Below are 14,304 nucleotides of genomic sequence, written 5' to 3' on the forward strand. Positions count from 1 at the left end.
AATAACTGTTAATACAAAAAGTTAAGATATATAGTTTTATAGATATGAATTATTACATAAAAACGCACTTGGAAAAGGATGTATGATGGTAATAGAATACAAACATCAAGGGGGAACTTAAAATGAAGTTAAATAAACTAGTGCTTAGTTGTGGAGTAGTTTCAGCATTAACACTTGGTGTGTTAGGGAATAATACTTATGCTGAAGAAGTACACAAAACGAATGATCCAATTCATGTAGTTGAACATGTTTCTGCAGACTTATTATTAACCCAAACAATGGATTATAGTGGCGAGGCTGAAACTTCTTTTGTATATGATGGGAGTACTGACTTAAGCTTCTCTATGAAAAATAATGGTCAAAATACAATGGGATATAGTGTAAAAGGTCCAAATACAGAGCTAATTGTTGGTGGTTATATAAAACCTGGAGAACAACAAATTAATGTTACAAATGTACGGAATGCTTTATCTCCATTACCGAATGGAACATATAAAATTTACGTTTCAAATGATGATGGTTCTAAGGGGCAATTCCAAGTTTCAGTAAGATCTATGAATTAAATTTAAAACGCTTTGTTTTTAAGTTAATTTAATCTTTACTTATTGGAAAGAAGCTAAATTGAATTGAGAATTACCGATAAAAATGAAAACGAGCACCTTATCTAATTGTGAGAGGGTGTTCTTTTTTGCTATTAAACAGAAAACAATTACTTCCAACCACCTATAAATATATTTTGATATTTTCATTGCTAATCTACTAGTTTGTGTCAACGAGAGAATGTCTACTATAAAAGATATTAAAATAAAGATGATGTAACATTCAGCTAAATTATATGGGGAAATAGAAAAACCACTCTTATATGAGTGGTTTTTAGTAATTATTTTTAGGTTATACATTTAAAATTAGGCTAAGTTATAGAAATAATAAACATTTAATCCCGCATTAACTGGCAGTAAGACTCCCACCTCAAAATTCAGCGGAAGCAAAGAAGTTAGGTGGGGGTCGGGCTGCCAGTAAATGCCCGATTGGTTCAACTAATAATCAGTGGGGGATGAACAAAACCCCCACTGATTAAAGTTTCACTTTATCCGTTGTGATTATTTTGGTTCTGGATAATGATTGTAGTAAGAGATTCTAATAAATTCTTGGTAGACATTTGTTAATTTGGCATCTCTAAGAGCATCGTTGAATTTTTGCATACGTACACTACCTTGAGCGTAGCCTCCACCTGGGGCATAAGGGTTTCTAGCTTCAAAGTCATCCAAAAATACTTTTAATTTTTTATAGTCTTGAGATTGATAGAAAGCCACGGCCTCTTCAGGAGTGACATCAAAGTAAGAGGATGATGTTGAGTTATAAGAAGCTGCTTGAGCAGTAGGTGCCTCTAGCATAGTTGCAGCTCCACCGAACATAGTAAGCGCCATAGAAGATACAATAATTTTTTTAAACATAATAAAACCTCCATGTAGAATATTGGACTAATAGCAATCCTGTAATCATTATAGTTACATTAAAAATGATTATCAAATGCAATGTTGCATAATGTATCCTGCTATTTGTGGGCAGTAAGGCTCAAAGCAGAGAAGTTAGATGGGGATCGGGCTGAATAAAGTTTTACTTTATTCTTTGAATGAAGAGTCACCCTTATATCTCAATGAAGGAGCGTAATAGAGAATTAATAGATTAAAAGAGGTGTATAAATTACTCGGATTAACAAGAAAATGAAAAGGCTATTTTTAATAAGGGGAAGGTTAATAGAAGATTAATAACTGGAGCAAAGGAATTGCTATTTATATATTTAACATACATATTTGTCTTTTAAATTGTAGGCGTGTTTTAGAATTTGTATATAGTAAATTCGTTAAAAAACTTGATAAATAATAAAATGTGTAAATTTTTTGACTATTTCATTAAAATTATTTAATATTTGTAATTTATTGTTTTATAATGATAATCGGGTCGATCGTGAATGTTTTAGATATTGCGATATATACTCGGATTAATTTATTCTAGGGAGGTTACAAAATTGGGTAAGAGAGTCATTATAAGAGTTTTTACATTATTATCAGTACTGGCATTATTCCTTAATGTATTTTTACCTAGGGCTAGTGCAGAGGTTATGACGCACGAGAAATATTCAATGAACTGGAGTTATAGTAATAGTTTAGGAAAGCACATTCGAACTGAAATGATTAAAAATTCAAGTGGTCAAATTGCTTATTGCTTAACTCTTGGACTAAAATCACCAAATGGTGAAGATCTTCCTGAAATGGGGAAAACAGATAATGTAGTATATAGGCTCCTATTAAACGGTTTCCCGCAAAAAAGTGTTCAGCAGTTGGGAGTAGCTAATCAGAATGAGGCACACTACGCAACTCAGCTTGCAGTTTGGAATGCATTAGGTCAACTTGATGTAAATGAATTAAAACATGAGAATAAAAATGTTGAAAAAGCAGCTAAGGCTATTATTAGTAATGCTAATAATAGTGAGGAGACTCAAGATGTTTTTATGAATGTGATTCCTGCTGAAAAGCAAAAAGCAGAATTAAAGGGTGAATTCTTCGAAACAAATCTATATTCAGTACAAACAAATGCTAAGGGTGGTTCTTATAAAGTAGTAGCAAAAAATGCACCTAATGGAGTAAAAATTGTTAGTGAAAATGGTGAAGTGAAAGATCAACTTTCAGTTGGAGAGAAATTCCGTATCCAAATTCCTAAAAATACTAAAACAGGTGAATTTAATCTAAGTGTTGCTGCAAACTTAACAAAAGTTCAAGCAATTGCTTACCGTGGTACGGATACTGTTCAGAATGCTACAGTACTATTAGAAAGAAATGAAGAAAAGCTTAGTAGTGATCTTGCAGTAAATTGGGAAGCAGCTGGTTCTTTAAAAATTAAAAAGGTTGGAGAAAATGGAGAAGTTTTAGCTGATGCAGTATTTGAGGTCTTTAATGCAAATAATGAATCAGTTGGAAAAATCACGACTGGTGCTGATGGTATAGCAGAATTAAACAACTTACCAATTGGTACTTACACATTAAAAGAAATTAAAGCACCAACAGGCTATGTTTCAGATGATAAACCACAAACTATTGAAGTTAAGACAGGAGAAACAGGAGCTGTCCAAATAGTAAATAACAAAGTAAAAGGTAACATCGAAATTAAAAAGCTTAGTGATTCAGGAAAGGTTTTACCAAATGTTGAATTCACAGTCTTCACTGAAGATGGTAAAGAAGTGAAAAAAGTAGTAACAAAAGAAAATGGAATTGCAAACGTTGAAGGTCTTACGTATGGTAAATATTATTTCTTAGAGACACAAACACCTAATGGATATATTGGAAATAAAACAAAGTATCCTTTTGAAATTAAAGAGCACAATAAAACACTTACTTTTACAGTGGAAAATACAGAAGTAAAAGGTAGTGTAAAATTACTTAAAGTGGATAATGAAGATGTTAGTAAAAAATTAGAAGGTGCAGAATTCGAGCTAAAAGATGCAAGTGGAAAAGTAATTGGTGAATATAAAACAGATAAAAATGGTGAGATTAACGTCAAAGATTTAGCGTATGGTAAATATTCATTTGTAGAAAAGGCTTCTCCAAATGGTTATGTTCTTGTTAAAGAACCAATTATGTTCGAAATAAAGGAACATGGAAAGATTATTGAGTTATTGGCAGTTAATCATCTTATCAAAGGTGATCTAGAAATTACAAAGGTAGATGTAGCTGATGGAAATAAAAAGCTTCCAAATGCAGAATTTACGATTTATAACGAAGCAGGAAAAGAAGTAGTAAAAGGAAAAACAGACGATAAAGGAATCGCTAAATTTGAAAAGTTACCATTTGGAAAATACACATATAAAGAAACTGTTGCACCAAAAGGTTATGTATTAAATGAAGAAACGTTCTCTTTTGAAATTAAAGAGAATGGTCAAATCATTAAACACATTGTCAAAGATGAAAAGATTCCTTCAATAAAAACAACAGCTACTGATAAAACAGATGGTACAAAAGAAATGCACACGTCTAAGTCTGTAACAATCCAAGATAAAGTGGAATACAAAGATCTACAAGTAGGTAAAGAGTACACTGTAAAAGGTAAATTAATGAATAAAGAGACTAATAAACCATTAGTTGTAAATGGTAAAGAAGTAACTGCTGAAACGAAGTTTACACCAACAGAAGCAAATGGTTTTATTACACTAGATTTTACTTTTGATGCAACTGGTTTAGAAGAAAAAGAAGTAGTAGTATTCGAAGAGTTACTGAAAGACGGAAAAGTTGTTACGACACATGCTGATATCAATGATAAAGGTCAAACAGTTAAGTTCGTTAAGCCATCAGTAAAAACGACAGCTACAAACAAAGCTGATGGTGGAAAAGAGATTCATTCAAAGGATTCTATCACTATTCAAGACAAAGTGGAGTATACTAACTTAGTTGTAGGTAAAGAGTACACTGTAAAAGGTAAACTTATGAACAAAGCTATTAACAAACCATTATTAATTGATGGAAAAGAAGTAACAGCTGAAACGAAGTTTACTGCAAAAGAAAAGAACGGTTTTGTAACATTAGACTTTACTTTTGTTGGTGCTGAACAGCAAGGAAGAGAAGTAGTCGTGTTTGAAGACTTATTACATGAAGGTCAAGTAATTGCAACTCATGCTGACATTAATGATGTAGGTCAAACAGTTCGGTTTGTAGAACCTTCTATTAAAACGACAGCTACAAATAAAGCTGATGGTTCTAAAGAGTTAGACGCTTCTAAATCTGTAACAATCCAAGATAAAGTGGAATACAAAGACTTAATCGTGGGTAAAGAGTACGTTGTAAAAGGTAAACTAATGGATAAAGCAACAAACAAGCCATTATTAGTTGATGGTAAAGAGGTAACAGTAGAATCTAAGTTTACTGCTAAAGAGAAGAATGGTTCTATCATACTAGATTTCACATGTAATGCTTCTGCATTACAAGGTAAAGAAGTAGTAGTATTTGAAGAACTGTATCAAGATAATATATTAATAGCTATTCACGCTGAAATTGAAGATAAGGGACAAACAGTGAAATTTAAAGAGGTAAAGCCGGAACAACCTAAACCAGAACAGCCGAATTCGGATGAAAATACTCCAACACCAGAGCAACCTAACGAGCAAGTAAAAGAACAACCACAACCTAAGAAAGAAATCCAATCTAAAATTGGATGGTTACCACAAACAGGTACTAATCTTACAAGTTGGATCTCTATGGCTGCAGGAGCATTACTGTTAATTGTTGGTGGAGTGATTTTCTTAAAACGTAAAAATGCATAGAAATTAAAAATAAGCACATCTGTTTTTATAACAAGATGTGCTTATTTTTATCATTTTAGCCAAGAAAACTCCTATATTTAAGTCTGAATGGCATTTAAAATAGCAACTTTATTTGTAGTAAATAATATATAATTTTGTTTTACTGTTTTAATTAAAATACGGTCTGTTGTCCCATAAGCTGCTCCAATACGTATTACATCTACGTCTTCAACACCAGCATAGGTAGCATCTTCGGTAACCTCAATCACATCACGTAATGGAATTGTAATCTCCGCCAATTGCCATGAAATAATTAACTCTTCATTTGTTTTTTTTACATTAATGCCTAGCATTATACCAAGACCCTTCAACAATAATATGCTACACTTCTAATCTCGTTATATAAATTTTTAGATTTTTTATCTATATGTAGCCATAGAATTTATTTATATTTGTGAGCATCTTAATGATGTCAAACAAATAGAAGGATATACAGTCTTTCTATTAAGAAATATGTTAAGAACAAAAGTTCACTTCAAATTAATATGAATTTGATATGGTTGAGATATTATGAACGAGAAACAGTAAGAGTTGCAGGAAGGAAATGAATAATGAGACTTAAATTAGTAGGGATTTTCAGTTGTGTAATTATGATGTTAGGTATTTTTATAATTTACACCAATCAATCTATTGGTAAAGAACCAGATAAGACGAACTATGAATCTCGTGAAAACTCCATAAATAAAGAGAAAGATAGTAGAGGAAAAGGGCAATCAAAATACAATGAAAGTTCTTTTGCTAGTATACAGGCTGTAGTTAATAAGGAATATGGATTACCCGAAGACTATAAACCAGAGGATTTAGTTGTACCAAATGTACCATTCTCATTTAGTGGAACGGTAGAAAAGAGCCACCTCCGTAAAGAGGCGGCAGAAGCACTGGAAAAGTTATTTGATTTAGCAAAGCAGGAGGGGATTCAGTTAAATGCTGTTTCGGGATTTCGTTCCTATGACTATCAACAACGACTGTATGCGAACAATGTGAAAAGAAAAGGACAAGAGCATACGGATCGCTTCTCGGCAAAACCAGGACATAGCGAACATCAAACAGGGTTAACAATGGATGTTTCTTCTAAAAGTGCGAACAATGAATTAGAGCTATCTTTTGCTAATACGAAGGAAGGAAAATGGCTGAAAGAAAACGCGCATCGTGCAGGGTTTATCATTCGTTATCCTAAGGGGAAGGAAAGTATTACAGGTTATGCATATGAACCTTGGCATATTCGCTATGTAGGAGATATTGCTGAAAATATATATGAACAAAAGCAGACTTTAGAAGAATACATGAATCTATGAAAATAGAATTGAAGAATTAAACGGGCTATCAATAGACGTGAGATTGTAAAAGGCAGGGGATATAAATTAAGGTGTTTTTTAATTTTTTTAGTGAAGAGGGAAGGTATCCCTCTTCTTTTTTCATTCCTTGTAAAATTTGAGGATGTCTTAGGGGAGTGAAAAGATGGATTGTGTAGGTGTATTAATAAAGGCTACTTTCGATGGCTTCTGGAGATGTTTTTTGAGGGAATATATTCATTGCAGCAATTGACTATATTATAGGAGCATTCACGTTGGGATATAACAGAGAATTATAGAGTAAAGTAGGATTCAAAAGCATTGTTAACAATGTGGGTGTTATAAGTTATTTTCCTATCAAAACAATTAGTTTTTGTTCAAAATTTAAGAGTGTTATTTTATTATATCTAGTAACTAGTTATATTATTTAATAATTACTTGATTTACTATTAAGGTGATTATCTTACAAAATTGTAAGGTTATTTTAATTGACACTCGTATGTATAAGTAACTATACTAGTTACACAATGTTGGTGAGTATATTTAATAATCTTTATCTATAAGTGTATGTCCGAGGATTATTTTTGGAGCAATAATTCGATTTTAAATTTATTATCTGATATATATTAATATAAACAACTTAATCTATTCTTTATTCAAGGTCGTATTATTTAAAGATTAATTATAAATGATATATTTACCAAATTGTAATAATTTGATAGAGGTGTTACATTTTGAAATACAAATTAATTGCTACAGGAATTCTTGCTGGAAGTCTATTAACCTACTCATCTAATACATTTGCAAATACTCATAAGTTCCCAGATGTTCCTGCATGGGCGGACAAATCCGTTAATTATTTAGTTGATAAACAGGTATTGAATGGCTATCCAGACGGAACGTTCGGTTCAAATGACTCATTAGACAGAGCTTCGGCTACAAAAATTATGACAAAAGTTTTAGGTATACAAATTGACTCTAATGCAAAACCATCATTTACAGATTCACAAAACCACTGGGCTACTCCGTATATTGCTGCTGCTGAAAAAGCTGGTATTGTTAAAGGTGAGGGAAATGGAATCTTCAATCCATCCGGAAAAGTAACTCGTGCTGCTATGGCTACGATGCTAGTAAATGCATATAAACTACAAAGCGCAGCAAATCATAATGAGCAGGTTAAATTTGAAGATTTAAAAGGGCATTGGGGAGAAAAATATGCCAATATTTTAATCGGTTTGAAAATTTCCAATGGTACTGAGAACGGTTGGCAACCAAATAGATTTATAACACGTGCTGAAGCTGCTCAACTTACTGCAAAAACAGATATGATGCAACATCGTCCCCAAAACCCATTAGAAAGCAAAACAATCATTATTGATCCTGGACATGGTGGCGAAGATCCTGGGAAATCCACAAAGGGATTACCTGAAAGTAAGATTGTACTAGACACTTCTTTACGTCTACAACAATTACTTGAAAAGCATACACCATTTACAGTTTTATTAACTCGTCAATCTGATAATAGACCGGGGCATGATCAAAAAAGTTCTTTACAGGAACGTGTTAAATTTGCTAAGAAAAATCAGGGTGATATCTTTATAAGCGTACATGCAAATGCTTTTAATGGTAATGCAAAAGGGACAGAAACATATTACTATAAATCTTCTAAATCCGAAAAAACAAATCCTCATGTGGAAGAAAGTCGTGTTTTAGCAGAAAAAATTCAAACACGTTTAGTAGAGGCACTTCAAACACGAGACAGAGGAGTTAAACATGGAGACCTTCATGTAATAAGGGAAAATGACATGCCAGCTGTGTTGACGGAACTGGCGTTTATAGATAATGGTATTGATTACAGTAAATTATCTACGGAAGATGGCAGACAAATTGCAGCAGAAGCCATTTATGAAGGGATTTTAGATTATTATGAATGGAAAGGAAATAATGTATCTGAATATAGGCTGTAATAAGTAATTGAAAATATAGTAATTCTCGAAATGAAGAATTCTATAATTTTTTTGTATTTTTTTAAACAATAATTTTAAATTTGTATTTAAAATTATTGTTTAAATTTTTATTTTATGTTTTAATATTATTGATAATAGTTATCAATAATAGTGAGAGGAAGATTAGTGAAACATGTGTTTTTAGTTAGTGTCATAAAAGTTAATGAATTTCTATATTGTATGGCTATGAATCTATCTCTATTTTTGCGAACTAGAAATAATATATTTATATCTTTTAAATGTTTAAGAAGGAGTGGCTGTCTGTATGAAAAAAGCAAAAGAAATAGCTAAATGTGTTGCGGTAGCGTCCGTTATTATGTCTGGATCATTTAGTTTACAAGCAACATCTGCATTTGCAGATTCTAAAGGAACTGTAGAAAATCTTCAAAATGGTGGGAAGGTCTATAATAGTTTTAAAACTACTTATGACATGAAGCAGAATATCAAAAATTCGATAAAGGTTTCTTTTATTGAGGATCCTTACGCAGATAAAAAGATTGCAATTGTGACCACTGATGGTAGTAATATTGATGCTAAATATACAGTTAATAGTGGATACTATAACGCAGGCTTAAAATGGCCATCAGCTTATCATACTGAAGCAGAAATAACAAGTGGTGATAGTGCTCAGTTCCATAAAGCTGCCCCAGTTAATACAATGACTTCAGCAAAGGTCACTTCTGAGGTAGGGTATACACTTGGTGGAAGTGTTAAAGTAGGAGTAAATGATAAAGGGCCAAATGCCGATGCAAGTATCACAGGTAGCTTTGCTTGGAAAGAAAGTGTATCTTATGATCAAGTAGATTATAAAACGGTATTAGAGACTCACACAGATAAGAAATTAAATTGGAAAGTAGGATTCCAATCATTTAATTTCCCAGAGTGGGGAATTTATAATCGTGATTCATTCAATACTTTCTATGGTAATCAACTATTTATGAAATCACGTAGTTATAATGAAGGGACGAATAATTTTGTTTCAAAAGATACAGTACCAGCTTTAACAGGATATGGTTTTTCTCCAAACGTAGTAGCGGTTATTACTGCTGATAAAACAGAAACTACATCAGATTTAAAAATAACAAATCGTAGAATTTCAGATCAGTACAATATTGAGTGGGTAAGTTCAAAATGGTGGGGAACAAATAATAAAGATACATATAATGAATTCTTTACGAACCACTATAAATTAGACTGGAAAAACCATCAAGTTACTCTTGATAACCAAAAATTCCTTGAAGAACAAATGAATAGTATCAACAGCGTGAATGATAAACTTAACAAAGGAAAAGGGAAGTTATCTCTTTCAATGAATGGAAATCAACTCAAAGCTACGTCTAGCAATGCTGGTTATGGTATCAGTTATGAAGATAAGAATTGGGGTATCTTTGTAAATGGTGAAAAGGTCTATACTTTTAATGAAAAATCAACTGTAGGCAATATATCTAATGATATTAACAAATTAAACATTAAAGGACCTTATATCGAGATTAAACAGATCTAGTCAGAAAATGATGGACGATTGATGGATAATTCTCTCATCAAGCTACGAGTATACTAGTTTATCCCGCTATTTGTGGGCAGTAAGACCCCTCACCACAAAATTCAGCGGAAGCAAAGAAGTTAGGTGGGGGCCCTGCTGCACCTAAAAGCCTGATTGGTGAGGGCTGATTAAAGTTTCATTTTATTTTAAATCTGTATAATGTAACGAAAGGACCAAAGTTTATCTATAAAATGGATAAACTTTGGTCCTTATTATGTTTTTATTCGCACACGAAATTAAGATAAAATTAGATGTTTTTTGTCTATTCTAGAGCGTAAAGTATTTGAAAACTATTGATGCTACGCAAGGGGATATTGTTTAAAGTAATCAGAACTTCATCGGTTGTTAAGTTACCACTTTAAATATATAATTAAATTTCATTAAAAAGATACTCTATTCAAAGTCCTTATTGGGTTTTTGAAGTGAAATATATACTATTTGAGGTGTGTGAAATGGGGAAATCTCGAGAGCAGACGATGGAAAATATCTTAAAGGCTGCTAAGAAAAAATTTGGAGAGCGTGGCTACGAAGGTACGAGCATACAAGAAATCGCAAAAGAAGCGAAAGTGAATGTTGCTATGGCCTCTTACTATTTTAATGGGAAAGAAAACCTATATTATGAGGTGTTTAAGAAATATGGTCTTGCTAATGAGCTACCCAATTTTCTTGAGAAGAATCAATTTAAACCTATCGATGCCCTTAGAGAATATTTAACGGTTTTTACTAAACATATAAAAGAGAACCCTGAAATTGGATCATTGGCATATGAGGAGATTATTAAGGAAAGTGCACGATTAGAAAAGATTAAACCGTATTTCATAGGTAATTTTGAACAGTTAAAAGAAATATTACAGGAGGGTGAAAAGCAAGGAGTTTTTCATTTCTTCTCCATAAATCATACGATACATTGGATCACTTCTATTGTTTTATTTCCAAAGTTTAAAAAGTTTATTGATTCTTTAGGGCCAAATGAAACGAACGATACAAATCATGAATGGATGCCAGAAGACTTAGTGGACAGGATTGTTACTGCATTAACAGATAAACCTAACGTGTAAATTATTCAGTATTTATGAATTCTGTTATTACTATTTAAAGCCTAATTTCTCAATGTATTGTAGAGAAATTAGGCTTTTTTCAACACGTCATTAAGGTTTTTATAGTTCAAGGACTCAAGTTAATGATTATATTTTCAAGTATTCGTTTTGAGCTACATAGATATAGTTTTTGTTGCAACTGTTTGTTGAAATGCTTTATCATGCTCAACAATAACCATTGTGGGATTAAATTGTTGAATAAGTTCTTCAATCTGCATACGGGAATAGATATCTATAAAATTTAGTGGTTCGTCCCATATATATATATGGGCTTTTTCACATAAACTTTTAGCGATAAGCAGTTTTTTCTTTTGTCCACCAGAATAATGAGATATATCTTTCTCGAATTGAATTCGATCAAAGTCCATCTTACTTAGGATGGATTTAAATAAGGTTTCATCAATCTTGTGCTCTTCAATGAAGTCTGATAGCGCCCCCTTCAAATGAGAAGTATCTTGTTGGACATAGGAAATGATGAGTCCTGTACCTAAAGTAACTAAGCCTGTATGCTGTATCGGATGTCCTAGAAGTAGTTTTAGGATACTACTTTTTCCGCTCCCATTCGTTCCATCAAGTACAATTCGGTCACCTTGTTCAACTATGAAGCTAATCGGCTCATTCACAATTTGGTCATTGTACTTAACGGACACGTCAGCCAAAGTAACCAATTCATTTGATTTAAATTGCAATTGTTCCAATTTTAATGACTCAGTTTTTTCCACATTTTTTAGTAATTTTGACTTTTCCTCAATAGCTTTTTGTTGCCTTGATTCAAGGTTTTTTGCTCTTTTCATCATCTTGGCTGCTTTATGTCCTACAAACCCCTTATCCAACTTAGAGCCTGAATTCCTCGTTCCATTTTTTGAAGCTTCCACGTCATGAGACCAACTTGCTGATCGTTTGGAAGACTGTTTTAATCTCCCTATGTCTTTTTGTAGACGCTCATTTGTAGCCTTCTCGTGCTCTTGCTGTCTATCAAAATTTAACTTCCAAGAAGAATAGTTACCACTTTGAATTTCAATATTTGCTCTATTAATAGATAGGATATGGTCAACGCACCCATCTAAAAAGATTCTGTCATGTGAAATTAAAATAAATCCTTTTTTCTTCCTTAGATAATTAGAGACTATCTTTCGTGCATCTGTATCTAAGTGATTTGTTGGTTCATCAATTAATAGGAATTGACCCGCATTTAAAAACAGTGCAGCAAGCAACACCTTTGTTTGTTCCCCATTTGATAATGTTTTAAATGGTCTGTACATGACCTCAGCATCAACATTTAAATAGGATATCTCACGTAGAAATTCCCAATCTGCGGCTTGGGGACAAATTTCTTCAAGGATTTCATGAGTGAATTTGTTCCTATCTGAAACAGAGTAGGGGAAGTAATTGAATTCTACCGAAGCAAGGATTTTCCCGCTATACTCATAATTCCCTAACAATAAATTAAAGAATGTCGTTTTACCTCGTCCGTTTCTACCAATAAATCCTAGCTTCCAATCCGTATCTATTTGGAAGTTTACACTTTCAAAAATATTATCAAAGCTACCTGGGTATGAAAAAGTTAAGTCTTGGACCTTTATCATTGACATAATAATTCCTCCTTTATATATCGAAACGTTTCATATAAAGTCGGAACATCCATCCATTTTTTAATTCCTCTATATAAGTTTGATGGATATTAACGACTTATATAGAGCATTACATGTGTAACAATAGTGTCTGAAGTACTCATTTTTCTCGCTCCTTTATTTGTGAAGTACATTTAACAATTAGTAAGTTTCAACTAAGCTAAACGGGAATAAAAAAATCCCCCAATTTGTAATCGGAAGGATTAGTCTTTCGTCTATACTTAATAAGTACTTATTAATCATTTGAATCATGACAAATAAAGTATGAACTGAATTTTAAAAATGGATAGACTAACCCTATATTTTGTAGTTTGAAGTTATAAAATTCAACTTAAAATATAAATTAGTTAATCATTATTCATCCATCATTCCTTTCATAATTCTATTTTTAGAGTAACATTCTTTTTAGGGAGATGCAATATTAGCTTCAATTTCATCTAATCCTAAATCATTTATAATTCTTTGAGTAAGGAGATAAAATTTTACCTCTCTTTTTATAAACATCAAATTTTTGTTCAATAGGTCATGTCTTTTGTCCGTTAAAAAGGGAGGATATGAAATTGACATCAACCTTTGTTGTAACTATAATAGTTACAGTATGTTCCGTAAACTAATTCGAATTGCTATGTTAATGATAGTATATTTTCATTCCTTTTTAAGTGTGACAGGTAGCAACTAACTATAATCCAATAGAGGATTAGATTCTATCTCATATTTAAAGGGTAGATAAGTTGTACCCGCCAAATTTACGATGCGCAAATACTTAAAAAACTACATTTTTCAGCTTATCCTTTTTGGAATCCTCAGTATTGATAATTGTAAACATCTACAAAAAGTTAGCAAGACTGTTGTATGTAGAAAGAAATCTTTTAAAAAGGTCATAATATGGATAATAGGTAACACACATTTAAATTTAGTAGGAGTTGTGCCACTATCAAGAAATTTTTTTAATAAAAGTATAGAAAAAACTCAAGAAGGTGAGTCCATTGCGTAAACATGCATATGTGCAATTTTATGTATTGATATTGGCTTTAAAAGCTTATATAAGCTTTTGCTTTATATTTATATTTGTTTTTCCAAGTCTTTATTTCGTATCAGATTTTAATATCCGACTATCATCTTTAGTTGTTGAAACTACTGTATTTATCTCACTACTGTATTCTATATTATCCAGAAAAATTAAGTTAGGAGTATTCTGGGTGTGCATTATTATTGCGATAGGTTGTTTCTTGATAGGGAATTTTATATCTGCTTTTCAAGTACTTAATGTAGAATTACCAATAAAAAATTTTAATATCTCTGATGTATTTTTGTTGCTTTTCTTATTCTTCTTTCTCTTTGCGTTCTTTTATAAAATCATGATGGAATGTAATAAATGGGAGAAA

9 protein-coding genes and 1 pseudogene are annotated in these 14,304 nt (G+C 32.1%); 7 read left to right on the forward strand and 3 right to left on the reverse strand.

Annotated elements, in window-relative coordinates:
* Positions 1-122 precede the first annotated feature (122 nt).
* Positions 123-563: a hypothetical protein gene (locus MR160_RS08465; RefSeq protein WP_000773517.1), complete on the forward strand. Its 441-nt coding sequence runs from the start codon at positions 123-125 to the stop codon at positions 561-563.
* 537 nt (positions 564-1,100) lie between these two features.
* On the opposite strand, the gene MR160_RS08470 is transcribed toward MR160_RS08465, so the two are convergent.
* Complete coding sequence (locus MR160_RS08470) at positions 1,101-1,454, reverse strand: hypothetical protein (protein WP_000473481.1); 354 nt, start codon at positions 1,452-1,454, stop codon at positions 1,101-1,103.
* Between the two features lie 575 nt (positions 1,455-2,029).
* Between MR160_RS08470 and MR160_RS08475 the strand changes: the two genes are divergently transcribed.
* A complete protein-coding gene (locus tag MR160_RS08475; RefSeq protein ID WP_242297219.1) occupies positions 2,030-5,311 on the forward strand; it encodes a VaFE repeat-containing surface-anchored protein in 3,282 nt (1,093 codons plus the stop codon).
* 77 nt (positions 5,312-5,388) lie between these two features.
* Here MR160_RS08475 and MR160_RS08480 read toward each other — a convergent pair whose 3' ends face one another.
* Complete coding sequence (locus tag MR160_RS08480) at positions 5,389-5,643, reverse strand: SunI/YnzG family protein (RefSeq protein ID WP_000900690.1); 255 nt, start codon at positions 5,641-5,643, stop codon at positions 5,389-5,391.
* 258 nt (positions 5,644-5,901) lie between these two features.
* Between MR160_RS08480 and MR160_RS08485 the strand changes: the two genes are divergently transcribed.
* From MR160_RS08485 to hlyIIR, 4 genes are all read left to right on the forward strand, one after another.
* The gene (locus MR160_RS08485; RefSeq protein ID WP_001237444.1) at positions 5,902-6,645 is read left to right on the forward strand and encodes a M15 family metallopeptidase; all 744 of its coding nucleotides are present in this window, start codon (positions 5,902-5,904) and stop codon (positions 6,643-6,645) included.
* 731 nt (positions 6,646-7,376) lie between these two features.
* Complete coding sequence (locus MR160_RS08490) at positions 7,377-8,609, forward strand: N-acetylmuramoyl-L-alanine amidase (protein ID WP_000875666.1); 1,233 nt, start codon at positions 7,377-7,379, stop codon at positions 8,607-8,609.
* 304 nt (positions 8,610-8,913) lie between these two features.
* Positions 8,914-10,152, forward strand: coding sequence for a hemolysin II HlyII (hlyII, locus tag MR160_RS08495; protein ID WP_000709372.1), 1,239 nt, complete (start codon positions 8,914-8,916; stop codon positions 10,150-10,152).
* A gap of 491 nt (positions 10,153-10,643) precedes the next feature.
* Positions 10,644-11,249, forward strand: coding sequence for a hemolysin II regulator HlyIIR (gene hlyIIR, locus MR160_RS08500; protein WP_000520485.1), 606 nt, complete (start codon positions 10,644-10,646; stop codon positions 11,247-11,249).
* Positions 11,250-11,401: 152 nt separating this feature from the next.
* Here hlyIIR and MR160_RS08505 read toward each other — a convergent pair whose 3' ends face one another.
* Positions 11,402-12,880 (reverse strand): Lsa family ABC-F type ribosomal protection protein, encoded by a 1,479-nt coding sequence (locus MR160_RS08505; RefSeq protein ID WP_242297221.1) that lies wholly within the window; start codon positions 12,878-12,880, stop codon positions 11,402-11,404.
* A 1,025-nt stretch (positions 12,881-13,905) separates the two neighbouring features.
* Here MR160_RS08505 and MR160_RS08510 point away from each other — a divergent pair.
* A pseudogene (locus tag MR160_RS08510) lies at positions 13,906-14,304 on the forward strand (GGDEF domain-containing protein); the annotation flags it as partial.

It is taken from the genome of Bacillus cereus group sp. BfR-BA-01382 (assembly GCF_022663475.1).
Classification (GTDB): domain Bacteria; phylum Bacillota; class Bacilli; order Bacillales; family Bacillaceae_G; genus Bacillus_A; species Bacillus_A thuringiensis_S.

What these genes read in the sequence shown, in the direction of transcription:
- MR160_RS08465 (WP_000773517.1), top strand. Translation starts at nt 123, where the DNA reads ATGAAGTTAAATAAACTAGTGCTTAGTTGTGGAGTAGTTTCAGCATTA.
- MR160_RS08470 (WP_000473481.1), bottom strand. Translation starts at nt 1,454, where the DNA reads ATGTTTAAAAAAATTATTGTATCTTCTATGGCGCTTACTATGTTCGGT.
- MR160_RS08480 (WP_000900690.1), bottom strand. Translation starts at nt 5,643, where the DNA reads ATGCTAGGCATTAATGTAAAAAAAACAAATGAAGAGTTAATTATTTCA.
- MR160_RS08485 (WP_001237444.1), top strand. Translation starts at nt 5,902, where the DNA reads ATGAGACTTAAATTAGTAGGGATTTTCAGTTGTGTAATTATGATGTTA.
- hlyII (WP_000709372.1), top strand. Translation starts at nt 8,914, where the DNA reads ATGAAAAAAGCAAAAGAAATAGCTAAATGTGTTGCGGTAGCGTCCGTT.
- hlyIIR (WP_000520485.1), top strand. Translation starts at nt 10,644, where the DNA reads ATGGGGAAATCTCGAGAGCAGACGATGGAAAATATCTTAAAGGCTGCT.
- MR160_RS08505 (WP_242297221.1), bottom strand. Translation starts at nt 12,880, where the DNA reads ATGTCAATGATAAAGGTCCAAGACTTAACTTTTTCATACCCAGGTAGC.